At 72.2% G+C, this 23,084-nt stretch carries 18 protein-coding genes; 12 read left to right on the top strand and 6 right to left on the bottom strand.

Translation table 11 applies throughout. From position 1 onward, the window contains the following. Nucleotides 1–2: 2 nt before the first annotated feature. Complete coding sequence (locus MB828_RS34675; protein WP_133022564.1) at nt 3–485, top strand: GNAT family N-acetyltransferase; 483 nt, start codon at nt 3–5, stop codon at nt 483–485. Nucleotides 486–500: 15 nt separating this feature from the next. Here the strand turns inward: MB828_RS34675 and MB828_RS34670 are convergent, their stop codons facing one another. From MB828_RS34670 to MB828_RS34660, 3 genes are all read right to left on the bottom strand, one after another. After that, the gene (locus tag MB828_RS34670; protein ID WP_301651639.1) at nt 501–1,457 is read right to left on the bottom strand and encodes an SDR family NAD(P)-dependent oxidoreductase; all 957 of its coding nucleotides are present in this window, start codon (nt 1,455–1,457) and stop codon (nt 501–503) included. 61 nt (nt 1,458–1,518) lie between these two features. Then, nucleotides 1,519–1,836 (bottom strand): hypothetical protein, encoded by a 318-nt coding sequence (locus MB828_RS34665; RefSeq protein WP_301651638.1) that lies wholly within the window; start codon nt 1,834–1,836, stop codon nt 1,519–1,521. Between the two features lie 52 nt (nt 1,837–1,888). Next, nucleotides 1,889–2,872 carry an aldo/keto reductase gene (locus MB828_RS34660; protein WP_301651637.1) on the bottom strand — a complete coding sequence of 328 codons (984 nt, stop codon included), beginning with the start codon at nt 2,870–2,872 and terminating at the stop codon, nt 1,889–1,891. A gap of 103 nt (nt 2,873–2,975) precedes the next feature. On the opposite strand from MB828_RS34660, the gene MB828_RS34655 reads away from it, so the two are divergent. After that, the gene (locus MB828_RS34655) at nt 2,976–3,560 is read left to right on the top strand and encodes a TetR/AcrR family transcriptional regulator (RefSeq protein WP_301651636.1); all 585 of its coding nucleotides are present in this window, start codon (nt 2,976–2,978) and stop codon (nt 3,558–3,560) included. 18 nt (nt 3,561–3,578) lie between these two features. Here MB828_RS34655 and MB828_RS34650 read toward each other — a convergent pair whose 3' ends face one another. Beyond that, nucleotides 3,579–4,922, bottom strand: a complete 1,344-nt coding sequence (locus MB828_RS34650; protein WP_301651635.1) for an amidase — start codon at nt 4,920–4,922, stop codon at nt 3,579–3,581. 232 nt (nt 4,923–5,154) lie between these two features. On the opposite strand from MB828_RS34650, the gene MB828_RS34645 reads away from it, so the two are divergent. Continuing rightward, nucleotides 5,155–7,518 carry an alpha-L-fucosidase gene (locus MB828_RS34645; RefSeq protein WP_301651781.1) on the top strand — a complete coding sequence of 788 codons (2,364 nt, stop codon included), beginning with the start codon at nt 5,155–5,157 and terminating at the stop codon, nt 7,516–7,518. Nucleotides 7,519–7,676: 158 nt separating this feature from the next. On the opposite strand, the gene MB828_RS34640 is transcribed toward MB828_RS34645, so the two are convergent. Beyond that, entirely contained in the window at nt 7,677–8,717 is a 1,041-nt protein-coding gene (locus MB828_RS34640; RefSeq protein ID WP_133023165.1) for a LacI family DNA-binding transcriptional regulator, read from the bottom strand. Between the two features lie 272 nt (nt 8,718–8,989). Between MB828_RS34640 and MB828_RS34635 the strand changes: the two genes are divergently transcribed. Genes MB828_RS34635 through MB828_RS34610 form a run of 6 tightly spaced genes read left to right on the top strand, consistent with a single transcriptional unit; the run spans nt 8,990 to nt 18,389 of the window. Beyond that, nucleotides 8,990–10,282, top strand: coding sequence for an ABC transporter substrate-binding protein (locus tag MB828_RS34635; RefSeq protein WP_301651634.1), 1,293 nt, complete (start codon nt 8,990–8,992; stop codon nt 10,280–10,282). A gap of 7 nt (nt 10,283–10,289) precedes the next feature. Beyond that, the gene (locus MB828_RS34630) at nt 10,290–11,177 is read left to right on the top strand and encodes a carbohydrate ABC transporter permease (protein WP_046727889.1); all 888 of its coding nucleotides are present in this window, start codon (nt 10,290–10,292) and stop codon (nt 11,175–11,177) included. Further along, complete coding sequence (locus MB828_RS34625; protein WP_301651633.1) at nt 11,174–12,073, top strand: carbohydrate ABC transporter permease; 900 nt, start codon at nt 11,174–11,176, stop codon at nt 12,071–12,073. The genes MB828_RS34630 and MB828_RS34625 overlap by 4 nt, the downstream gene beginning before the upstream one ends. A gap of 25 nt (nt 12,074–12,098) precedes the next feature. Next, nucleotides 12,099–13,349, top strand: a complete 1,251-nt coding sequence (locus tag MB828_RS34620; RefSeq protein ID WP_301651632.1) for a glycoside hydrolase 5 family protein — start codon at nt 12,099–12,101, stop codon at nt 13,347–13,349. Further along, a complete protein-coding gene (locus tag MB828_RS34615) occupies nt 13,346–15,343 on the top strand; it encodes an endo-beta-N-acetylglucosaminidase (protein ID WP_301651631.1) in 1,998 nt (665 codons plus the stop codon). The genes MB828_RS34620 and MB828_RS34615 overlap by 4 nt, the downstream gene beginning before the upstream one ends. 28 nt (nt 15,344–15,371) lie before the next feature. After that, nucleotides 15,372–18,389, top strand: a complete 3,018-nt coding sequence (locus MB828_RS34610; RefSeq protein WP_301651630.1) for an alpha-mannosidase — start codon at nt 15,372–15,374, stop codon at nt 18,387–18,389. Between the two features lie 199 nt (nt 18,390–18,588). On the opposite strand, the gene MB828_RS34605 is transcribed toward MB828_RS34610, so the two are convergent. Then, complete coding sequence (locus tag MB828_RS34605; RefSeq protein WP_301651629.1) at nt 18,589–19,320, bottom strand: FadR/GntR family transcriptional regulator; 732 nt, start codon at nt 19,318–19,320, stop codon at nt 18,589–18,591. A 163-nt stretch (nt 19,321–19,483) separates the two neighbouring features. Here MB828_RS34605 and MB828_RS34600 point away from each other — a divergent pair, with 163 nt between their 5' ends. The 3 genes from MB828_RS34600 to MB828_RS34590 are packed head-to-tail and all read left to right on the top strand — an operon-like array spanning nt 19,484 to nt 23,083. Continuing rightward, complete coding sequence (locus tag MB828_RS34600) at nt 19,484–20,554, top strand: sugar ABC transporter substrate-binding protein (protein ID WP_301651628.1); 1,071 nt, start codon at nt 19,484–19,486, stop codon at nt 20,552–20,554. Beyond that, nucleotides 20,551–22,065 (top strand): sugar ABC transporter ATP-binding protein, encoded by a 1,515-nt coding sequence (locus MB828_RS34595; RefSeq protein WP_301651627.1) that lies wholly within the window; start codon nt 20,551–20,553, stop codon nt 22,063–22,065. Before MB828_RS34600 ends, MB828_RS34595 begins: the two co-directional genes overlap by 4 nt. Further along, entirely contained in the window at nt 22,058–23,083 is a 1,026-nt protein-coding gene (locus tag MB828_RS34590) for an ABC transporter permease (RefSeq protein WP_301651626.1), read from the top strand. Before MB828_RS34595 ends, MB828_RS34590 begins: the two co-directional genes overlap by 8 nt. Nucleotide 23,084 lies beyond the last annotated feature (1 nt).

Below are 23,084 nucleotides of genomic sequence, written 5' to 3'. Positions count from 1 at the left end.
CCATGCTGATCAGAGAAGCCACCGCGGCCGACTGGCCGCAGATCTGGCCCTTCTGGCACCGGATCGTCGCCGCCGCCGAGACCTATGGATGGGACCCCGACACCTCGGAGGAAGCGGCCCGCGCCCTGTGGATGAGCCCGGCGAAGCGGGTCTACGTCGCCGAGGACCCCACCGGAGCCGTCGTCGGCTCCGCCTACCTCACGCCCAACTACGGGGGCCCCGCGGCCCGGGTGGCCAACGCGGGCTTCATGGTCGACCCCGACCAGGGCGGCCGGGGCATCGGCCGCGCCCTCGCCGAGCACGTCCTCGCCGAGGCCCGGGCGCACGGCTACCGGTCCATGGTCTTCAACGCCGTCGTCGAGACCAACCCCGCCGTCGCCCTGTGGACCTCGCTCGGCTTCACGATCCTCGGCACGGTCCCGCAGGCCTACGACCACCCCGTACACGGACCGGTCGGCCTGCACATCATGTACCGCGCCCTTTGAGCTCCGAACTCCGGACTAACCGGCCAGCGCCTCGGACACGGACCACAGCCGGGCCGCGTTGTCCCGGTCCAGCGCGTACGGCGCGACGCCGCCGGCTTCACCGGCCCGCCGGGTGACCGGCCTGGCCTCCGCGCAGTCCTCGAAGTAGCGGCCGCTGACGCCCGCCACCGCCGGTGAGGCGGCCAGCAGCACCGAGGTCGCCGCGCCCTGCTCCACCGTCTTCTCGGGCGGCAGGGCGATCTCGCCCGAGGCGATGAACGCGGCGACCTGCTGCATGTCCATGTGCCGGGCCAGGTTGGTGTCGCCGATGTTGCCCGGCATCAGGGCGTTCGCGGTGATCCCGTCGTCTGCCCAGCGTTCGGCGGCGGCGACGGCGAACAGGATGTTGGCGGTCTTCGACTGGCCGTAGGAGGTCCACGGGTCGTACGGGCGGAACCGGTAGTCCAGGTCGTCGAAGACCACGGGGGAGAGGAGGTGGCCGGTGGAGCTGACCGACACGACCCGGGCGCCGTCCGCCGCCGCCAGCGCCCGGTGCAGTCCGGTGGTGAGGGCGAAGTGGCCCAGGTGGTTGACGCCGAACTGCTGCTCGTGGCCGTCCGGGGTGCGGGTGATCTCCGGCGGCGCCATCACGCCCGCGTTGTTCACCAGGATGTGCAACGGGCCCTGCCAGCCGGCGACGAAGGCGGCGACCGTCGACCGGTCGGCGAGATCCAGCCGGCTCACGGTCAACCTGCCCGACTCCGGCGGCAGTCCGGCCGCCAGCCGGGCTGCCGTGCGGTCGCCCGCCGCGGTGTCGCGCACGGCGAGGGTGACATCGGCGCCGGCCGAGGCGAGCGCCCGGGCCGTCTCCACGCCGATGCCGGAACTGGCTCCGGTCACCACGGCCCGGCGGCCGTGCAGGTCGACGCCGTCGACGACCTCGGCGGCGGTGGTGGTCGCGCCGAAGACGCCGGCGTTCTGGGATACGGACATGAGGTGTGTCTCCTGTGGTGGTGGGGGTGTGGGAGCTGTGGCCGGGCCGTGCCCGGCAGGGTCATCGGGAAGCCGGCGAGCCGCCGACGGGGGTCCAGGTGCGCGCTTCCGCGCTGCGCGTGACACGGCCGAACATGTCGTCCGTGAAGTGCCCGGCCGCGATCACCGTGTCCGGCCGCCCGAGCACCCGGTCGCGCACCGCCCGGGCCAGGTCCGGAGCGACGTCGGAGGCGAACGCCAGGGCGGGGTCCGCGATCTGGGCGGGGGAGTGTAGGACGTCCCCGACGATCCAGACCCCCTCGGCGCCGCCGCCTGACGGGTCGCGTACGGCGATCGCCAGATGGCCGGGTGTATGACCCGGTGCGGCCTCGACCGTCACGCCAGGCGCGAGCGTGTCGCCGCTCGCGACGCGAACGGGGTGCCGTCGGCGCTCAGCCGTTGAGAGTGCCCATGTGCTCGGGCGCGTAGCGGTCGCCGGCGACCGTGCCGTGCGGGGCGACCGCCTCGATGGCGGCGAGGTCGTCCGCGGTGAGCGTGATGCCGGTCGCGGCGATGTTCTCCTCCAGGTAGCGGCGGCGCTTGGTGCCGGGGATCGCCACCGCGCCCTGGTGCTGCACCCAGGCGAGCGCCAGCTGGGAGGGGGTGACGCCCTTGTCGGCCGCGATCCGGCGGACCTCGCGGACCACGTCGAGGTTGCGCTGGAAGTTCTCGCCCTGGAAGCGCGGATCGGTACGCCGCCAGTCGTCCGCGGCGAAGTCGTCCGGGCTGGTGATCGCGCCGGACAGGAAGCCGCGGCCCAGCGGGGAGTAGGCGACCAGGCCGATGTTCAGCTCGTTGAGGGTGTCCAGAACGCCGTCGTGCTCGATGCCCCGCTCGAAGAGGGAGTACTCGATCTGGAGAGCGGCGACCGGGTGGACGGCGTGGGCCCGCCGGATGGTCTGCGCGGACGCCTCGGACAGACCGATGTGCCCGATCTTGCCCTCGGCGACCAGCTCGGCCAGGGCGCCGACCGTCTCCTCGATCGGGACCTGGGGGTCGATGCGGTGCAGGTAGTAGAGGTCGACGCGGTCGGTGCCGAGGTGGCGCAGCGAGCGGTCCAGCGCCCGGCGCACATAGGCGGGGGTGCCGTTCAGGCCGACCACCTGACCGTCGTCGGTGATCTCGACGCCGGTCTTGGTCGCGACCACGGCGGCCTCCCGGCGCCCGGCCAGCGCCTTGCCGAGCAGCTGCTCGTTGACGAAGGGGCCGTAGCTCTCCGCGGTGTCCAGCAGGGTCACGCCGAGCTCCAGCGCCCGGTCGATGGTGGCCAGCGACTCGGTCTCGTCGGTGGCGCCGTAGAAGGCGCTCATGCCCATGAGGCCGAGGCCCTGGACGCCGACGGTCAGGCCCTGGCCGCCCAGTGCGCGCTGTTCCATGAGGTTTCCTCGATTCCATAACTAACTGGATAGATACCTTGACCGTAGACCCCGGTCGCCACTCATGTCAATAACTAGATAGTTACTTGGTAGGGTAGTGCGCATGTCACGCGATTCCAGTGCCACCAAGGCCCGGCTGCTCGACGCCGCCTTCAGCGAGTTCGCCGCCTACGGCATCGCCGGTGCCCGGGTGGACCGGATCGCCGAGGCCGCCGGGGCGAACAAGCGGCTGATCTACGTCTATTTCGGCAACAAGGAGCAGCTCTTCGACGAGGTGCTGCGACGGGCGATGACGGCGGGCGCCGAATCCGTGCCCTTCGACGTCACGGACCTGCCCGGATACGCCGGCGCGATCTTCGACCACCTGGTGGCGCGGCCGGACCTGATGCGCCTGCGCCTGTGGAAGCTGCTGGAGCGGCCGTCGTCGGCCACCGGACTGGAGCAGGACGCCTTCCGCGGCAAGGCCGCCCAGGTGGCCGAGGCGCAGCGGCGCGGCGACCTCGACGGCGAGATGACCCCCGACGACCTGCTGACCATGGTCCTCGCGGCGGCCCAGGCCTGGTTCTGGGCCGCCGAGGGCGTCGACCCCACGGAGCTCGGCGCGACGTGGTCCGCCCAGCGCCTGGCCCTGCACCGCGCGGCGGTCGTCGAGTCGGCCCGCCGCATGACCGAGCCGAAGAAGCCCTGACCCCGGCCCGTCCGGTCGTCAGTCGAGCGGCGCCGTCCGCCGCCACGGCCGTTGTGCCTCCAGCTGCCGGGCCACGTCCAGCAGCACCGCCTCCGAGCCCGGCCGCCCCACCAGCTGTACGGCGCAGGGGGCGCCCGAGGGCAGGGTGCCGAACGGGACCGACATCGCCGGCCAGCCGGTGAGGTTCCAGGCCGGGGTCAGCGGGGAGTAGTGGGAACCGGCCAGCACGTTGCGGAACCAGCCCCGCTCGTGCCAGGGCGCCGCGGCGGGGGAGCGGCGGGCCAGGGCCGGGGTGAGCAGTACGTCGTACTCGGCGAAGAACGGGGTGAGGCGGGCGCGCAGCCGGTCCCGGGCGTCGCTCACCCGCACCCCGGGCAGGAAGCGGCGGCCCACGGCCGCGTGCACCCGGGTCCGCCGCGCCAGCAGGGCGGGGTCCAGGTCCGCCGCGTCCACGGCCGTACCCGCGGTCCAGTGCCGCAGCGCGGTGACCCCGATCGACGCCGGGTACGGCGGCTCGGCGCGCCGCACCTGATGCCCGGCGCCCGCCAGGACCCCGGCCGCCTCGGCCACCGCGTTCGTATACGGCCTGCTCACCGTCACGCCGACCAGAGGGCTGCGCCGCGACACGGCGATCTTCCGCGGCGGGCGCTCCCCGGCGCCCGTGAACTCCCGCTCCGCCAGCACCGAGAGCATCAGCCGGGCGTCCTCGACCGTGGTCGCCAGCGGCCCGTTCTCCGACATGCCGAACCAGTCGCCGTTGCCGATCCCGGCCGGGACCACCCCGAACCCCGGCTTGATGGTGACCAGACCGCAGTTGGCCGCCGGGATGCGCAGCGAGCCCATGCCGTCGTTGCCCACGGCGATCGGCACCAGGCCGGCGGCGACCGCGGCCGCGCTGCCGCCCGAGGAGCCGCCGGCGCTGCGGCTGGTGTCCCACGGGTTGCGGGTGATGCCGTGGGCCCCCTCGGTGGTGCCGAAGACACACAGCTCGGGCACGTTCGTCAGTCCCACCACCACGGCACCCGCGGCCCGCAGCCGGGCCACGGTGACATGGTCGGCGTCGGCGGGCGTGTCCGGTGTCGCCGCCGAACCGTCCCGGTGTGCCTCACCGCGCACCGCCAGGTTGTCCTTCACGGCCAACGGAACGCCCGCGAGGGGGAGTTCGCCGAGACCGGCCCGCGCCCCGACCTCGTCGGCCTCGGCGAGCGCGGCCTCGGCCCGGACCTTGCGGAACGCGCCGATCCGCCCGTCCAGCCGGGCGATCCGCTCCAGGTGCTCGGCCACCACCTGCCTGGGGGTGACCTCCTTGTCCCGTACGGCGGCGGCGATCTCGGCGGCGGTCCGGCCGACCCAGTTGGTCACGGGCACTCCCAGGGGTGCGGAGAAGGGGCTTACTCGTCGGTACGAGAGGGCACTCTGCCGCGCCGCGGGCTCCGCGTCGAGAGTGCTTGTCCCGTGAACCGGCCGACGACGCCCGCAAGATCCGCGCAGGTCATCCGACCACTGCTGCAACTCCCGCGCGTGCACGCCCCATTGACAGGTCTCCGAGCCCGCTCAATCATCAGACATCCGATGAATGGAGCCGCGCATGAGCATGTCTCCCTGTCCAAGACGGCACGTGCTGGCGATCGCGGCGGGAGCCGCCACGGCGGCCGCCCTGCCGCTCACCGCGCCGGCCGAGGCACAGGCGGCCGAGCCGGCCGGTGACCTGGCCGACGGCCGGGCCGCGTCACCGTGGACCCCCGTCCCCGACCCGGTCCCCGTACCGCTCGACTCGCTCTACGACAACGACGGCATCGACACCACCACCGCCCGGGGCGGCGACTTCGACGGCTCCGGCTACACGTTCCCCGGCGAGGAACTCCCGGCCGGCCGCGTCGAGGTCGACGGCGTCCCCTTCGACTTCCCGGCCGCCACAGCGGGCGCCCGGAACAACGTTGTCGCGCGGGGGCAGCGCGTCGACCTGCCCAGGGGTCGCTACCTGTCGGCCGTCTTCCTCACCGCGGGTAGTTACGGCAACGCCTCCGGCACGGCCACCGTGCACTACGCCGACGGCACGACCGGCACCGCAGGCCTGAGCGGCGGCGACTGGTACGCGGCCGGCGGACCGCTGTCGGCGCCGTACCGGTACCGGCCGGACGGCGGCAAGGACGAGCACAGCGTCGGGATCGGCACCTCCGAGGTCCCGGTCGACCCGGAACGGGAGGCCGTCGCCCTCACCCTGCCGGTCACCGGACCGGCCGAGGCCGGCCGGACCGCCCTGCACGTCTTCGCGCTCTCCCTCCAGCCCGCCGCCCAGGGCCGGGCGCTGGCCCTGCGCGGCGCCCGCTCCACCAGCTCCCTGCTGGCCGCCACCGGCGCCCAGAGCGTCGAGGCCACCGTCGTCAACGCGGGCACCGTCCCGATCCTGGCCCGCGACGCGGTGTCCGTGCACGTCGACGTCCCCGGCGCCCGCACCGTCGAGCCCGCCCGCGTCCGCCGCCTCGACCCCGGCGAACAGGCCCGCGTCCGCGTCGGCATCCGCAACCGCCCGGGCACCGCCCCCGGCACCCGGCAGGACGGCACGGTGAGCGTGCGCGGACGCGGCACGCAGGTCGCCTCCGCCCGCGGCACGCTGACGCTCGGCACCGCCGACTACCGGCCCACGGAGGCCTCGTTGGGCGGCCACCAGGCGCCCTACTGGTTCAACGAGGCCAAGTTCGGCATCTTCATCCACTGGGGCGTCTACTCGGTACCCGCCTGGGCGCCGGTCGGGGTGCAGTACGCCGAGTGGTACTGGGACCAGATGCAGGACCCGAACAACCCCACGTACGCCTACCACCGGGACACCTACGGCGAGGACTTCGCCTACGACGACTTCATCCCGCGCTTCACCGCCGAGAAGTTCGACCCGCGGGCCTGGGTGGAGCTGTTCCGGGACGCCGGCGCCGAGTACCACGTACTGACGTCCAAGCACCACGAGGGCTTCGCCCTGTGGGACACCGCGCTCTCCGACCGCAACTCGGTCAAGCTGGGCCCGAAACGGGACCTGCTCAAGGAGCTGTTCGAGGCGTCCCGGCGCTACACCCCCGAACTCCACCGCGGCCTCTACTTCTCCATGCCCGAGTGGTTCAACCCCGACAGCCCCTGGACGGGCCACGCCCCGCGCAACCCGTACACCCTGGAACCGCTGCCGTACACCGGGTACACCGCGGGCAAGGACTACGTGACGGAGTTCCAGGCGCCGCAGCTGCTCGAACTGGTCCACGGCTACGACCCGGAGATCATCTGGTGCGACATCGGCGGCGCGAACGACAGCGTCGACGTCCTCGCCGAGTACTTCAACCACGCCAAGAACCGCGCGCACCCCGTCGACGTGACCGTCAACGACCGCTCGGGGATCGGCTTCCACGACTTCACCACGCCCGAGTACACGACGTACGCCGACACCGTGGTCGCCAAGTGGGAGGCCAGCCGCGGCCTCGACCCGCGCAGCTACGGCTACAACCGGGCGACCCCGGACGACGCCTACATGACCACCGAGGAGGTCGTGCACAGCCTGGTCGACATCGTCTCCAAGAACGGCAACTTCCTGCTCGACATCGGCCCGCGCGCGGACGGCACCATCCCGGAGATCATGCAGACCCGGCTGCGCGAGACCGGCGCCTGGCTCGCGGTCAACGGCGAGGCCATCCACGGCACCACGTACTGGTCGCGGATGCCCCAGCTCGGCGAGGACCTGCGGTTCACGGTCCGTCCCGACGAGGCCTTCTACATACACTCCCTGACCCGGCCGGGGGCCAAGCTCACCGTCGAGGCGCCGGTGCCGGTCCGTGGCGGCGACAAGGTGACCATGCTCGGCCACGACCGGCCGCTGACCTGGACGGTGTCGGGCGGGGCGCTGGTGATCGAGGTACCCGAACCGGCCCGGCGGGCCGGACGGCACGCCTGGGTGTTCAAGGTGGAGTGGCATGGGTGAGCCCGGGCGGGGCCTGCCGCGGCCGGTCCGGGCCCGCGGGTGGCGGGCCCCGGCCACCGGGGCGCGGGGCCAGGTGCGCCTCGCGGAGTGCGGACCGTACCGGTCACGCGGCTGACGAACCCGCCGTGTGGCCCACGGACGCCGGGAGGCGGTGGTGACTAGCCCGGACCGGTCATCTCGCCGCCCCCGGCCCGGGACGCGGCCGCCCCCGTGCTGCCCCGGACGGTCAGCCGGGGCACCGGGACCCGTACCGCCCGGGCCGCGCCGCCGTCCAGCAGGGACGTCAGTTCACGGGCCGCCGTGCGGCCGAACTCCGCGCTGTCCCGTGAGAGGGCGGACAGCCAGGGCTTGACCATCCGGCACAGGGCCGAGTCCTCCCAGGAGACGACGGAGACGTCCGCGGGCACGGAGCGGCCGAGCTCGGCCGCCGCCGCGACCCCGGCGACCGCCATCACGTCGTTGTCGTAGATCAGGGCGGTCGGGGGCGGGGTGGCGCGCAGCACGCGGCGGGTGACGGCCGCGCCCTCGGCGTCGGAGTAGTCGGTGGTGACCGAGTGGACCTCGGAGAGGCCGCGCCGGTCGGCCTCGGCGCGCAGCGTCCTGATCCGGCGCTGGGTGTGCGCGAGGCCGGGCAGCCCCGCGATGTGGACGATCCGCCGGTGGCCGAGGCCCGTCAGCTCGTCCACCACCGACGCCATCGCGGCCGCGTCGTCCGCCCACACCGTGGACAGGCCGGGGTGGCGTTCGTCGGGGGCGCCGCCGATCACCACGGCGGGCAGCCCGAGTTCGTCGAGCAGATCGGGGCGGGGGTCGTCGGCGCGCGGGTCCACCATCAGGAGGCCGTCGACGCGGTGCTCGGCCCACCAACGGCGGTAGACGGCGCACTCGTCGGCCACGTCCTCGGCCATCTGGAAGAGCAGGCCCAGATGGCGTTCGGCGAGCACCTCCTGGATGCCGGAGACGAGTTGGAGGAAGAAGGAGTCCACGCCGAGGGAGTGCGCGGGACGGGCGAGGACGAGACCGACGGTGGCCGCGCCCTCGCCGGACAGCGCACGGGCCGCCGTGCTGGGCCGCCAGCCGAGCTGTTCGGCGACTCCGCGGACCCGCGCCCTGGTCGTCTCGGAGACCCCCGGGCGGCCGTTGAGCGCGAAGGAGACCGCGCTCTCGGAGACCCCGGCACGGCGGGCGATGTCCTTCATCGTCGGCCGCCGCGCGGGAACGCGTTTCTCCACCAACTGTGTGCCTCATTCGGTCCGGACGGTGATCTGCTAATGCGCTTGAGCGCCAACACCCTAAAGCGGATTAGTGACCCCGGGCAATAGCCGGGAAGTACCGTGCTGAGCAGGGAGTTTGAGTCACTAATGAATTTAGCTGGACCGAATCCATTGACGTGGCACGGAAACGGCGTGCAAGGTCTGGCGCGGCACCCCAGCCCGACCCCGCCGCCCCCGCTGCAAAGGAGCAACGGACCATGCCCGTCCCCCGCAGAGCCCTCGTCCTCGCCACCGCCGCCCTCCTCGCCCTGCCGCTGAGCGCCTGCGGTTCCGGGGAGGACGGAGGCGGTTCCTCCGACGCCTCGGGCAGGGTCCAGGGCGACATCACCTTCCAGACCTGGAACCTGCGCGCGAACTTCAAGTCGTACTTCGAGGGCGTGATCGCCGACTTCGAGAAGAAGTACCCGGACACCCACGTGAAGTGGATCGACCAGCCGGCCGAGGGCTACGCCGACAAGATCAGCGCCGACGCGGCCGGCGGCACGCTCCCCGACGTCGTCAACGTCTCCCCGGACCTGGTCGCCCCGCTCGCCAAGGCGGGCCTCGCCCTCGACCTCGACAAGGCGGCGGCCAAGTACCGGTCCGAATACCTGGACGGGGCCTGGGCCAGTCACCGGATACCGGGGATGAGCGGGACCTACGCGTTCCCCTGGTACCTGAACACCGGGCCGCTGTTCTACAACAAGACCCTCTTCAAGCAGGCCGGGCTCGACCCCGACCAGCCGCCGACGACGTACGACGACCTGTTCACCGACGCCCTGAGGATGGCGAAGCAGAGCGGCGGCAAGGTCGCCACCCTCGCCAACGTCCCCACCATCGAGGACTTCGGGCGCTACGGCGCCGAGCTGATGGACAAGCAGGGCGCCGGGTTCGCCTTCAACGACGCCAAGGGGGTCGAACTGCTCACCAGGTACAAGGAACTGTTCGACGCCAAGGCGCTCGACCCGCAGGCGCTGACCGCGACCCCGGAGTCCACCGGCAAGAAGTTCCTCACCGGGGCGGTCGCCATGAACCCCGGCAGCGCCCTGGACCTCGACAACTTCAAGAAGCAGGCGCCGAACCTGTACAAGAACATCGGCATCACCGACCAGATCACCAGCACCGGGCACGTCAACATGTACGTGATGGGCGTGATGGTCAACACGAAGACCAGGCACACCCCGGCCGCCGTCGCCTTCGCGCACTTCGTGACCGACGCGCAGAACCAGATGTCCTTCGCCAAGAAGGTCGCCATCTTCCCCAGCACGGCCGGCTCCCTGGATGACCCGTACTTCACGAAGGAGGACGGCACCGACGAGACCCGGGTGCGGATCGCCGCCGCCAAGTCGCTGAAGAACGCGGTCAACTACACGCCCGTGCTGTTCAGCGACCAGATGAAGACGGCACTGCGCAACGAGGTCGCCAAGGCCCTGCAGGGCAAGGAGAGCCCCAAGGCGGCCCTCGACAACGCTGTCAAGGCCTGCGACCGCCTGCTCCAGCAGGAGGGCTGACGAACCGATGGCCGGCGTGTCTCGCGTGCGGCGCCAACTGCCCACCAGTCCATGGCTGTTCGCCGCCCCCGGACTGCTGGTCGTCGGTGCCTTCGTGCTCTACCCGTTCGTCTCCACGGTGGTCAACTCCTTCACGGACCGCCGTACCCTGCTCCCGGGCCGCTTCGTCGGCCTCGCCAACTTCCGTGAGCTGATCCACGACGACATGTTCTGGACCGGCCTGCGCAACAGCACCCTGTACATCGTCGGGGTGGTGCCCGCCCTGGTGGTACTGCCGCTGCTGCTCGCCCTGCTGGTGCAGAAGAACATCCCCGGAATCACCTTCTTCCGGTCCGCCTTCTACACCCCGGTCGTCGCCTCCATCGTCGTGGTCGGGCTCATCTGGGTCTGGCTCCTCGACGAACGCGGCCTGGTCAACTCCCTGCTGGAGACCGTCGGGATCGGCCGGATCGGGTTCCTCAGCGACCAGTGGCTGCTCCTGCTGAGCGCGATGGCGGTCACCGTCTGGAAGGGCCTCGGATACTACATGATCATCTACCTGGCCGCGCTCGCCAACGTGCCGCGCGAGCTGCACGAGGCCGCCGCCGTGGACGGCGCGGGCGCGGTGCGCCGCTTCCTCACCGTCACCGTGCCCGCCGTACGCTCCACGATGGTCCTGGTCGCCGCGCTCTCCTCGGTCGCCGCCTTCAAGGTCTTCTCCGAGGTGTACCTGATGGCCGGGCCGGACGGCGGCCCGGCCGGCGAGGACACCACCCTCGTGATGCTCGTCCAGCAGACCGGCACCGGACTGACCGGCCGGGTCGGCTACGCCTCGGCGCTCTCCGTCGTCGTCTTCGTCGTCACCGTCGCGCTGATGCTGCTCGTGCTGCGCGCCGACCGCGGGGAGCGGGCATGACCGTCACCGAGGAACGGACCGGGACGGCGCCCACGGCCAGGGAGGCCCGCGTCACCGACGAGCACGGCCGCCGCGTCCGGATCGGCGAACTGGTCTGGCGGTACGCGCTGTTGCTGCTGGTGCTCGCGCTCACCGTGGGCCCTTTCCTGTGGCAGCTGTCCACCTCGCTCAAGGGCCCCACCGAGGACATCTTCGGCTCGCCGCCGAGCTTCCTGCCCGAGCACCCCACCCTGCACAACTACGAGCGGGTCGCCGACACCATCCCGGTCTGGGACTACGCCCTCAACTCGCTGAAGGTCGCGGGCGCGAGCGTGGTCACCAACTGCGTCGGCTCCGCGCTCGCCGGGTACGCCCTGGCCCGGCTGCGCTACCGGGGCCGCCGGGTCGCCACCCTCGTGTTCATCCTCGCGATGCTGGTGCCGGTGGAGGGCATCATCATCGCCCAGTTCACCACCATGCGTGAACTCGGCCTCAACAACACCCTGATCGGCGTCGTCCTGCCCGGCTCGATCGGCGCCATGAACGTGCTGCTGATGCGCAACGCCTTCCTCAACCTGCCCTACGAGATCGAGGAGGCGGCCTATGTCGACGGCGCCAACGCCTGGCAGCGGTTCCTGCGGATCGCCCTGCCGTCGGTCAGGGGCACCGTCGCCGTCGTGGCGATCTTCGCCTTCATGGGCGCCTGGGACGACTTCCTGTGGCCGCTGATCGTCCTCAGCGACCCCTCCAGGTTCACGCTCACCATCGGGCTCAACTACCTGCACGGCACCTTCGCCAACGACGAACGCCTCGTCGCCGCCGGCACGGTGATCGCCGTGGCCCCCCTCATCGCCCTGTTCGCCTGCCTCCAGCGGTACTTCTTCCGCGGGGTCGGCGAAGGCGCCGTCAAGGGCTGACCCCCCGTTCCCGCGAGGAGACCGCATGCCTCCTGCCGTGCCGCGCTTCGGCGTCAACTACACCCCCAGCGAAGGATGGTTCCACCACTGGCTCGACTTCGACCTGGACTCCGTACGGGCCGACCTCGACTCGATCGCCGCGCTCGGCCTGGACCACATCCGGGTCTTCCCGCTGTGGCCCTACTTCCAGCCCGACCGCACGCTGATCCGGCCCCGCGCCGTCGAACAGCTCGTCGCCCTCGCCGACGCGGCGGCCGAACGCGGCCTCGACGTCAACGTGGACGGTCTGCAGGGGCACCTCAGCAGCTTCGACTTCCTGCCCGCCTGGACCCGCACCTGGCACCGGCGCAACCTCTTCACCGACCCGGACGTCGTCGAGGGCGAGGCCGCCTACCTGCGGACCCTCGCCTCCGCCCTCGCGGACCGCCCCAACTTCATCGGCATGACCGTCGGCAACGAGGTCAACCAGTTCGCCTCCGGCCCGCACCCGGACCCGGACCGGGTCACCGAGGAGGGGGCGGAGCGATGGCTGACGCGCCTCCTCGACGCCTGCGCCGAGGGCGCCCCCGGCCGGACCCACCTGCACGCCTCCTACGACGCCGCCTGGTACCAGGACGACCAGCCCTTCACCCCCGCCCACTCGGCCCGGCTCGGCGACGTCACCGCCGTCCACTCCTGGGTGTTCAACGGCACCGCCCAGCGCCACGGCCGGACCGCCCTCCAGACCGAACAACACGCGGCCTACCTGGTGGAGCTGAGCAAGGCGTGGGCGGACCGCCCGCACCGGCCGGTCTGGTTGCAGGAGGTGGGCGCGCCCGCGCCGCTGATCCCCGCCGAGCACGCGGCCGCCTTCGCGGAGGCGACGATCACCGCCGTACTGGACTGCCCCGACCTGTGGGGCGTCACCTGGTGGTGCTCGCACGACGTCAGCCGCGGCCTCGCCGACTTCCCCGAACTCGAGTACGGCCTCGGCGTGTTCACCAACGACCGCAAGCCGAAGGAGATCGCGCACGTCCTCGCGGCGGCGCGGCCCCGCATCCCGCGGGAGCGCGGCACGGCACTCGTCGTGCCCGCCGACCCGGCCCGGCGCTCCGCGTGCGCCCCCGGCGGACCCGTCTACGACGCCTACTTCCGGCTCGCCGCCGACGGCGCCCGCCCCACCACCGTCCTCGACACCCGCGCCACCGACCGGGACCATCTGGTCGCACGCGGCATCACCGAGGTCGTCCATCCCGATCAGGTACTCCCCACCCCACAAGGAGGCACCCGCTCGTGAACCCCAGCAGACGCACGTTCCTCATCGCCACCACCGCGGCCGCCCTGGCGCCCGCCCTGCCGGCGACGGCCGCTCCGGAGGCCGCCGCGGTCACCCCGCCGTACGCCTCCTACTGGTACCCGGACTCCTTCCCCTCCGGCAGTCCGGGCGCCGGTATCACCTGGCGCAGTCTGAAGAGCTGGACGGCGGCCGGGGACACCGACCTCGCCTTCAACGCGGCCTCGGTACCGCTCGCCGGCCGCTTCACCCCCACCCCGGCCAACACCACCGCCCGCTCCGGGCAGGCCCGCGTCCAGGCCCTGGTGTCCTTCGGACCGACCTCCGCCAACCCCGCCCAGGGCTCGGCCACCGCCGACTACTACGCCCTCACCCACTGGGCCTACCTCGACGAGCTGGTCTTCTGGGGCGGCTCGGCGGGCGAGGGGCTGATCCTCGCCCCGAACGCGCCGATCGTGGACGCCGCCCACCGGCACGGCGTCCCCGTACTCGGCAACATCTTCCTGCCGCCGACCGCGTACGGCGGCCAGCTCCAGTGGACCCGCGACCTGGTCCAGACGGACGCCTCCGGCCACTACCCGCTCGCCGCCCAACTGGTCGCCGTGGCCGCCGCCTACGGCTTCGACGGCTGGTTCGTGAACGCCGAGACCGGCGGCGGCAACACCGCCCTCGGCACCGCGATGCTCGGTTTCCTGACCGAGCTGAAGTCCCTGTCGGCCGCCCGGGGACAGCGCGTCACCTGGTACGACGCGATGACCGTGAACGGCACGGTCAGCTGGCAGGGCGCGCTGGACAACCAGAACCAGGCCTTCTTCCAGCACGCCGACGACATGTTCGTGGACTTCCGGTGGAGCGCCTCGACCCTCGCCTCGTCCGGCACCAGGGCCAGCCAGCTCGGGCGCAGCCGCTACGAGTTGTGGGCCGGCGTCGACGTCGAGTCGAACGGCTCCGGCACCTCGGTGAACTGGGACGCGATGGTCCCCGCCGGGTCGGCGCACGTCACCTCCGTCGGCTTCTACCGGCCCGAGTGGACCCGCAACCACCTGCCCGCGAGCCGCACCCCCGGCGACTTCCACGCCGCCGACGACCGCTTCTGGACCGGCCGTTCCCTCGACCCGTCCCGCCCCGACGGCGCCGATCCGTGGCGGGCCCCGGCCGTGTGGGTGGCGGACCGGTCGACGGTGACGGCGGTGCCGTTCGCCAGCGTGTTCAACACCGGGCACGGGCTGCGCTGGTACGAGGAGGGCGAGGTCGCCTCGGACACGCCCTGGAACCACCTCGGACTCCAGGACCGGCTGCCGTCCCGGCGCTGGGCGGTGCGGACGGCCGGCACCAGGCCGGCCGTGACCCTCGACTTCGCGGACGCCTGGCGGGGCGGCAGCAGCGTGCTGGTCGCCGGTGACCCCGACCAGCCCGTGGTCCTGGACCTCTACGCGACCCGGCTGCCCGTCACGGCCGGGACGGTCGTCGAGCTGACGTACCGCACGGACGCCGGCAGCGTGGCCGTCGAACTGGCCGTCGCCACCGCCGAACCGGACGGCGCCGGCGCGCCACCGCCGTACACGTACCTGCCGGTGGACGCCGGAGACGGCTGGTCGACCGTGACGGTCCCGCTCACCGGGCTCTCCGGTACCGTGCACGCCCTCGGCGTCCGCCTCACCGCGACCGCCGGGCCCGTGCGCTGGCGGCTCGGCGCCATCGCCGTACGGGACACGGTGACCACCCCCGCCGCGCCCGCCGGCCCGCGGGTCACCGCGGCGAACGGTGGCGACCTGCGCCTGGCCTGGGACGCGGCGCCCGGGGACGTGCGGCACTACACCCTGCACCGGCTGCTCCCCGACGGCACCCGCCGCTTCCTCGGCGCCACCGGCCAGCGGGCCTTCTTCCTGACCGGACTCCGGCCGGAGCAGGGCGAGACGACGGCGCGGTTCGAAGTGCGCGCGGTAGGGGAGCTGTACACCGCGTCGGACCCCGTGACCGTCACGCACACCTGGTAACCGGTAACGAACAAACGGAGCACCCCACATGCATGACGACCGCAGCCTGGTCGAGGCCCGTCTCAAGCGCGTCCTCGACGAGCGCATCCGTCCCGCCGTGTACCCCGAGTCCGTGCCGCTCGACGTCGCCGCCTGGCACGCGCCCGGCGAGCCCGTGCCGGTCGCCGAGGGGCTCGCGGCCCGGCCCGAGCCGATCGCGGTGGGCGCCCGCTGGGGTGCTCCGTGGGGCACCAGCTGGTTCCGGGTGACCGGGACCGTCCCCGAGGAGTGGGCCGGCCGGACCGTGGAGGCGCTGCTCGACCTCGGGTTCGACGAGAACATGCCGGGCTTCCAGTGCGAGGGCCTGGTGTACCGGCCCGACGGCACCCCCGTGAAGGGACTCAACCCGCGCAACCAGTGGGTCCGGATCGGTGCCCCCGTGGCGGGCGGCGAGGAGGTCCGGCTGCACGTCGAGGCCGCCTCCAACCCGGTGATCCTCGACTACCACCCGTTCCTGCCCACCCGGCTCGGGGACAAGGACACCGCCGGACACGAACCGCAGTACACGCTCGCCCGGATGGACCTCGCGGTCTTCGACGAGACCGTGTGGCAGCTGGTGATCGACCTGGAGGTGCTCGGCGAGTTGATGGCCGAGCTGCCGGCCGACGCCCAGCGGCGCCACGAGATCCTGCGCGCCGTCGAACGTGCCCTGGACGCGGTCGACCTCCAGGACGTGGGCGGCACGGCGGCCGCGGCACGCGCACGGCTCGCCGAGGTGCTGGCCGTCCCGGCGGCGCCGTCCGCGCACCGGATCAGCGCGGTCGGGCACGCGCACATCGACTCGGCGTGGCTGTGGCCGCTGCGCGAGACGGTCCGCAAGGTCGCCCGCACCACCGCCAACATGACCGCCCTCATCGAGGACGAGCCCGACTTCGTGTTCGCCATGTCCCAGGCCCAGCAGTGGGCGTGGGTGAAGGAGCACCGGCCCGAGGTGTGGGCGCGGGTGAAGAAGGCGGTCGCGCAGGGGCGGTTCGTGCCGGCCGGCGGGATGTGGGTGGAATCGGACACCAACATGCCGGGCTCGGAGGCGATGGCCCGTCAGTTCGTGCACGGGAAGCGGTTCTTCCTCGACGAGTTCGGCATCGAGAACGACGAGGCGTGGCTGCCGGACACCTTCGGATTCGCGGCGGGGCTGCCGGGGATCATCAAGGCGGCCGGCGCCACGCGTCTGCTCACCCAGAAGATCTCCTGGTCGCAGACGAACAGGTTCCCGCACCACACCTTCTGGTGGGAGGGCATCGACGGTACCCGGATCTTCACGCACTTCCCGCCCGTCGACACCTACAACTGCTCCATGAAGGGCAGTGAACTCGCCCACGCGGGCCGCAACTTCAAGGACAAGGGCCGGGCCCGGCACTCCCTGGCCCCCACCGGCTGGGGTGACGGAGGCGGCGGCACGACCCGCGAGATGGTCGCCAAGGCGGCGCGGGTACGGGACCTGGAGGGCTCGCCCACCGTCGTCTGGGAGACCCCGCGGGAGTTCTTCGACAAGGCGGAGGCCGAGTACCAGGACCCGCCCGTGTGGGTGGGCGAGCTCTACCTCGAACTCCACCGCGCCACCCTCACCAGTCAGGCGAAGACGAAGCAGGGCAACCGGCGCAGCGAACACCTTCTGCGGGAGGCCGAGCTGTGGGCGGCCACGGCCGCCGTCCGCACCGGGTTCCCCTACCCCTACGAGGACCTGGACCGCATCTGGAAGACGGTCCTGCTGCACCAGTTCCACGACATCCTGCCGGGCTCCTCCATCGCCTGGGTGCACCGGGAGGCCCGGGCGACCTACCAGCGCATCGCCGCGGAACTGGACGGGATCATCGACGCGGCCCAGCGGGCGCTGGCGGGGGAGGGCGACCGGCCGCTGCTGTTCAACGCGGCACCGCACGGCCGGGCCGGGGTCCCGGCCGGGGGCGCCGGGCAGGAGCGGCCGTCCGGTGACGTGACGGTCTCGGCCAGGACCGGTGGCGGACACGTCCTCACCGACGGCGTCCTGCGCGTCGAGATCGACGCCCGGGGCCTCGTGGTGTCCGTCCACGACCTGGTCGCCGACCGCGAGACGGTCGCCCCCGGCGCGGCCGCCAACCTGCTCCAGCTCCATCCGGACTTCCCCAACATGTGGGACGCCTGGGACGTGGACGCCTTCTACCGCAACGCGGTCACGGATCTGACGGACGTCGAGGAGCTGGCTCCCGGCGAGGACGGCCGCTCCGTCCGTGTCGTCCGGACCTTCGGCTCCTCCCGGGTCACTCAGGTGCTGTCGCTGTCGCCGGGGGAGCGCCGGCTGCTGATCGAGACGGAGGTCGACTGGCACGAGACGGAGAAGTTCCTGAAGCTGGCGTTCCCGCTGGACGTGCACGCCGAACGCTACGCGTCCGAGACCCAGTTCGGGCACTTCCACCGTCCCACCCACACCAACACGTCATGGGAGGCGGCCAAGTTCGAGGCGTGCAACCACCGGTTCGTCCAACTGGAGGAGCCGGGCTGGGGGGTGGCGGTCGTCAACGACTCGACGTACGGCCACGACGTGACCCGCAGCGTCCGCACCGACGGCGACCGGGGCACCACGACCACGGTCCGTGTCTCGCTGCTGCGCGCTCCGCGTTTCCCGGACCCCGAGACGGACCAGGGCATCCACCGCTTCCGGCACGCCCTCGTGCCCGGCGCGGGGATCGGCGACGCGGTGCGCGAGGGCTGGCGGATCAACCAGCCCGAGCGCCGGGTCACCGGCGCCCGCGAGGCCGCCCCGCTGGTGACGGTCGACGACGACGCGGTCGTGGTCACGGCGGTGAAACTGGCCGACGACGGCAGCGGGGACGTCGTGGTCCGGTTCCACGAGGCGCACGGCGGCCGGGCCCGGGCCACGCTGACGGCGGGCTTCGCGGTGGCGGACGTGACGGTGACCGACCTGCTGGAGCGGCCGGCCGGCACGCCGGCCCCGGAGCGGGCGGGCGACGCGGTGGCGCTGCGCCTGCGGCCCTTCGAGCTGATGACCCTGCGGTTCCGTCGGGCCTGAGCCGACACCCGGGCCGCGTCGGGGGTGCGCGGGTCCGAGAACGACACCCGGGCCGCGTCGGGGGTGCGCGGGTCCAAGAACGACACCCGGGCCGCGTCGAGGGCGCGGGTCCGGCAGCTACGCCCGGGCCGCGCCGGGGTGCGCGGTCCGGGGGGCGGGTTTTACGGCCCCGTTCTCGGTCCCGGCGCCGGGGCGCGGGTCACCGCTGTTCGCTCAGCTGGGTCCGTAGCCACTGCTCCACCTCTCCCACGTGCGCGGCCGCCGCGGCCCGGGCCGCCTCCGGGTCCCGGGCCACCAGCGCCCGGTGGATCGCCGCGTGCTCCCGGCGCGTCCGGGCGAACGCCCCCTCCTCCTCGTACCCGCGCCACACCCGGGCCCGGAACGTCCGTGACGACAGCCCGTCCAGGATCGCGGCCATTGTGTCGTTGCCCGCGGCGCCCGCGATCACCCGGTGGAACGCGAGGTCGTGCGCGAGGATCTCCTCGGGGTCGTCCGTCACGTTCATGGCCGTCAGGTGCTTCTCCACCTCGGCCAGCTGGTCGGCCGTGATCCGCGCCGCGGCCAGGGCCGTCGCCGTCGACTCCAGTACCCGCCGCACCTCGAGGAGTTCCACCAGCCGGGGCCCGCGGGACAGGTCGGCGACCACCCCGAACGTCTCCAGCAGGTCACCCGCCTCCAGCTGGGTGACGTAGATGCCGGAACCGTGCCGGGCCTCCAGGACGCCCAGCACCGTCAGTGCGCGGATCGCCTCGCGCATGGAGCTGCGCGAGATCCCCAGCCGGGCGGCGAGGTCCCGTTCCGTGGGCAGCCGCTGGCCCGGCTCCAGCCGGCCCTCCGCGATCATCGCCTTGATCTGCTCGATGGCGCGCTGCGTCACCGTGCCCTTGGGCGCGGCACCAACGCCGTTCTCCGCTTCCCCGGTGTCCGCCACGCCGTTCCTCCTGTCGCCGGTGCGCCGAAGTCTAACCAGCCAGGTGGTCCGACCACTATGGCGCGTTCGACGGGAAATTCGCGTCTGGAGGGTGTTGAAAGCGCCGAGTGGTCTGATAAGTATGCCGTCATCTGCTCGAACACGCTCGATGAGGAGCTGCCAGATGCCCGGCAGAACACTGAGGAAGCGGAACCGGTCCCGGATCATCGGCGCGACGGCCCTGGCCGTCGGTGCCTCGCTCGCACTCGCCGCCTGCGGCAGCACCAAGGACACCGGCAGCGGCAGCGCCGGAGGCGGCGGCACCGGCAAGGTCGGGGTGATCCTGCCGCTGCTGACCTCGCCGTTCTGGCAGTCGTACAACGACTACGTGCCGAAGATGGCGAAGTCCGAGGGGGTCGACGCGCTGAAGACGGTCAACTCCAACAGCGATCCCTCGCAGCAGATCACCGACATCAACAACGAACTGAACCAGGGCGTGAAGGGGCTGGTCGTCGCCCCGCTGGACAGCGCCGCCATCGAGGCCGGCCTGGACCAGGCCGAGCGCAAGGGCGTGCCGGTGGTCGCCGTCGACGTGGCCCCCGACAAGGGCAAGGTCGCCATGGTGGTGCGCGCCGACAACGTCGCCTACGGCGCCAAGGCCTGCGACTACCTGGGGCAGCACGTCACCAGCGGCAAGGTCGTGCAGATCATGGGCGACCTCGCCTCCGTCAACGGCCGCGACCGCTCCGAGGCGTTCCGCTCCTGCGTGAAGAAGAAGTACCCGAAGCTCAAGGTGCTGGAGATCCCCGCCAAGTGGGAGTCCGACACCGCCGCTTCCCAGCTGGGCACCCTGCTCAACGCCAACCCCGACATCAAGGGCATCTACATGCAGGCCGGCGGTGTCTACCTCGCGCCGACCCTGCAGACCCTGAAGTCCAAGGGCATGCTCAAGACCGCCGGGCAGAGCGGGCACATCGTCATCGTCTCCAACGACGGCATCCCGCAGGAGTTCGACGCCATCCGCAAGGGCCAGATCGACGCCACCGTCTCCCAGCCCGCCGACGCCTACGCCAAGTACGGCATGTACTACATCAAGGCGGCGATGGAGGGGAAGACGTTCAAGCCGGGCCCGACCGACCACGACTCCACGATCGTCAAGCTGTCGAGCGGCATCCTGGAGGACCAGCTCCCCGCGCCGCTGGTCACCAAGGACAACGTGGACGACCCGAAGCTCTGGGGCAACACGGTCAAATGATCACGCCACTTGTTGAGGCCCGGGACATCGTCAAGCGGTACGGCCCCACCGTCGCCCTCGCCGACGGCCGGCTCACCGTGCTGCCCGGCGAGTCCCACGCCCTCGTCGGCCGCAACGGAGCCGGCAAGTCCACCCTGGTCAACGTCCTCACCGGCCTCCAGGTCCCGGACGAGGGCACCGTCCGCTTCGACGGCGAACCCGCGCCCCCGCCCGCCGACCGGGACGCCTGGCGGCGCAAGGTCGCCTGCGTCTACCAGAAACCCACGGTCGTCCCGGAACTGACGGTCGCCGAGAACCTGTTCATCAACCGCCAGCCGCTGCGACGGGGTTTCATCAGCTGGCGGCGGCTGCGCAGCGAGGCGGCCGCGCTCCTCGACACCTGGGACGTCCGCGTCGACCCCGAGGCCCGCACCGCCGACCTCAAGGTCGAGGACCGGCAAATGGTCGAGATCGCCCGGGCGTTGAGCTTCGGCGCCCGGTTCATCGTCCTCGACGAGCCGACCGCGCAGCTCGACAACCGGGAGATCGAGCGGCTGTTCAGCCGGATGCGGGCGCTCCAGGACTCGGGTGTGACCTTCCTGTTCATCTCGCACCACCTCCAGGAGGTGTACGAGGTGTGCCAGACCGTCACCGTGCTCCGTGACGCCCGCTGGATCACCACCGCCCCCGTCGCCGACCTGCCCAGGGCCGCCCTGGTGGAGGCGATGGCGGGGGAGGCCGTCACCCGGCAGGAGCAGCAGACCAGGGACGCGGTGCCCGCCGGGGCGCCGGTCGTCCTCGACGTACGCGGGCTCACCTCCGAGTCGTACGACGGCATCGACCTCACCGTCCGCAGCGGTGAGGTCGTGGGACTGGCCGGCATCAGCGGCAGCGGCAAGATCGAGCTCGCCGAGACCATCGCCGGACTACGGGCGCCCACCGGCGGCACCGCACGACTCCAGGACGGGGAACTGCCGTTCGGGGACGTCCGGGCCGCGTTGCGGGCCGGTGTCGGTTTCGTGCCCCGGGACCGGCACGACCAGGGTCTGGTCCCCGGGATGAGCATCGGCGACAACGCCACCATGACCGTGCTCGACCGGCTCGGCCGGGGCGGCTTCGTCGGCACCGACCGCAGGCGCGGGGTCGCCACCGGGCTCATCGAGCGCCTCGACATCCACGCAGAGGGCCCCGACCAGCCCGTCTCCGACCTGTCCGGCGGCAACGCGCAGAAGGTGGTGATGGCCCGCGCCCTCGCCTCCGACCCCCGCCTGCTCGTCCTGATCAACCCCACCGCGGGCGTCGACGTGAAGTCCAAGGAGTCCCTGCTGGCCCGCGTGGACAGCGCCCGTGAGGACGGCACCGCGGTACTGGTCGTCTCCGACGAACTCGACGACCTGCGCCGCTGCGACCGCGTTCTCGTTCTCTTCCACGGCCGGATCGTCGCCGAACACCCGGCCGGCTGGCACGACCACGAGCTGATCGCCTCGATAGAAGGAGTGGACTCCATGCCCGAAGGAGTGGACCATGGCTGAGACCAAGGCCCCGCCGCTCGCCCCGGTGCGCTCCCCGGATCCCCGCGCGGCCCGCGCCGTCATCCTGCGCAGGGCGCGCGAACTCGCCCTCGTACCGGCTCTGTTGCTGCTGATGGTGCTCGGCGCGGTGGTCAACGACTCGTTCCTCACCGAACGCAACCTGATCTCCATCCTCGGCGCCTCCGCGGCCCTCGCGATGGTCGTGCTCGCCGAGTCGCTGGTCCTGATCACCGGCAAGTTCGACCTCTCCCTGGAGTCGGTCGTCGGTATCGCGCCGGCCGTCGGCGCCCTCCTCGTCCTCCCCTCGGCGGAGTCCGGCTGGGGCACCGAACTCCCCGCCGCCCTCGCCATGGTGGCGATCCTGGTGGTCGGCGCGGCGGTCGGCGCCTTCAACGGCGTCCTGGTCGTCAAGTTCAAGCTGAACGCCTTCATCGTGACGCTAGCGATGCTGATCGTGCTGCGCGGTGTGCTGGTCGGCGCCACCAAGGGCAAGACCCTGTTCGGGATGCCGGACAGCTTCTTCACCCTGGCCACCACCACCTTCCTCAACGTCCCCATGTCGGTGTGGCTGGCGGCCGTGGCCTTCGCGGTCACCGGACTCGTCCTCAAGTACCACCGCGTCGGGCGCGCCCTGTACGCCATCGGCGGCAACGCCGACGCGGCCCGCGCCGCCGGCATCCGCGTCGACCGGGTGATGCTCGGGGTGTTCGTGGTCGCCGGGGTCCTCGCCTCCGTCGGCGGGATCATGCAGACCGGATACGTGGGCGCGATCAGCGCCAACCAGGGCAACAACATGATCTTCACGGTGTTCGCGGCGGCGGTGATCGGCGGCATCAGCCTGGACGGCGGCAAGGGCACCATGTTCGGCGCCCTGACCGGCGTACTCCTGCTGGGCGTCGTGCAGAACCTGCTCACCCTCGCGCAGGTGCCGTCGTTCTGGATCCAGGCCATCTACGGGGGCATCATCCTCGTCGCCCTCATGATCGCCCGTGTCACCACGGGACGGGCCCAGGACTGAC

The sequence above is a fragment of the Streptomyces arenae genome, from assembly GCF_022343545.1.
Taxonomy (GTDB): domain Bacteria; phylum Actinomycetota; class Actinomycetes; order Streptomycetales; family Streptomycetaceae; genus Streptomyces; species Streptomyces humi.
The sequence above is the reverse complement of the archived record's forward strand: the minus strand, read 5'-3'. Positions and strand labels throughout refer to the sequence as shown.

Bases quoted from the DNA above. Each gene is read 5' to 3' on its own strand.
- MB828_RS34675 (WP_133022564.1), top strand. From the start codon at position 3: ATGCTGATCAGAGAAGCCACCGCGGCCGACTGGCCGCAGATCTGGCCC.
- MB828_RS34670 (WP_301651639.1), bottom strand. From the start codon at position 1,457: ATGTCCGTATCCCAGAACGCCGGCGTCTTCGGCGCGACCACCACCGCC.
- MB828_RS34660 (WP_301651637.1), bottom strand. From the start codon at position 2,872: ATGGAACAGCGCGCACTGGGCGGCCAGGGCCTGACCGTCGGCGTCCAG.
- MB828_RS34655 (WP_301651636.1), top strand. From the start codon at position 2,976: ATGTCACGCGATTCCAGTGCCACCAAGGCCCGGCTGCTCGACGCCGCC.
- MB828_RS34645 (WP_301651781.1), top strand. From the start codon at position 5,155: ATGTCTCCCTGTCCAAGACGGCACGTGCTGGCGATCGCGGCGGGAGCC.
- MB828_RS34640 (WP_133023165.1), bottom strand. From the start codon at position 8,717: ATGAAGGACATCGCCCGCCGTGCCGGGGTCTCCGAGAGCGCGGTCTCC.
- MB828_RS34635 (WP_301651634.1), top strand. From the start codon at position 8,990: ATGCCCGTCCCCCGCAGAGCCCTCGTCCTCGCCACCGCCGCCCTCCTC.
- MB828_RS34630 (WP_046727889.1), top strand. From the start codon at position 10,290: ATGGCCGGCGTGTCTCGCGTGCGGCGCCAACTGCCCACCAGTCCATGG.
- MB828_RS34625 (WP_301651633.1), top strand. From the start codon at position 11,174: ATGACCGTCACCGAGGAACGGACCGGGACGGCGCCCACGGCCAGGGAG.
- MB828_RS34620 (WP_301651632.1), top strand. From the start codon at position 12,099: ATGCCTCCTGCCGTGCCGCGCTTCGGCGTCAACTACACCCCCAGCGAA.
- MB828_RS34610 (WP_301651630.1), top strand. From the start codon at position 15,372: ATGCATGACGACCGCAGCCTGGTCGAGGCCCGTCTCAAGCGCGTCCTC.
- MB828_RS34600 (WP_301651628.1), top strand. From the start codon at position 19,484: ATGCCCGGCAGAACACTGAGGAAGCGGAACCGGTCCCGGATCATCGGC.
- MB828_RS34595 (WP_301651627.1), top strand. From the start codon at position 20,551: ATGATCACGCCACTTGTTGAGGCCCGGGACATCGTCAAGCGGTACGGC.
- MB828_RS34590 (WP_301651626.1), top strand. From the start codon at position 22,058: ATGGCTGAGACCAAGGCCCCGCCGCTCGCCCCGGTGCGCTCCCCGGAT.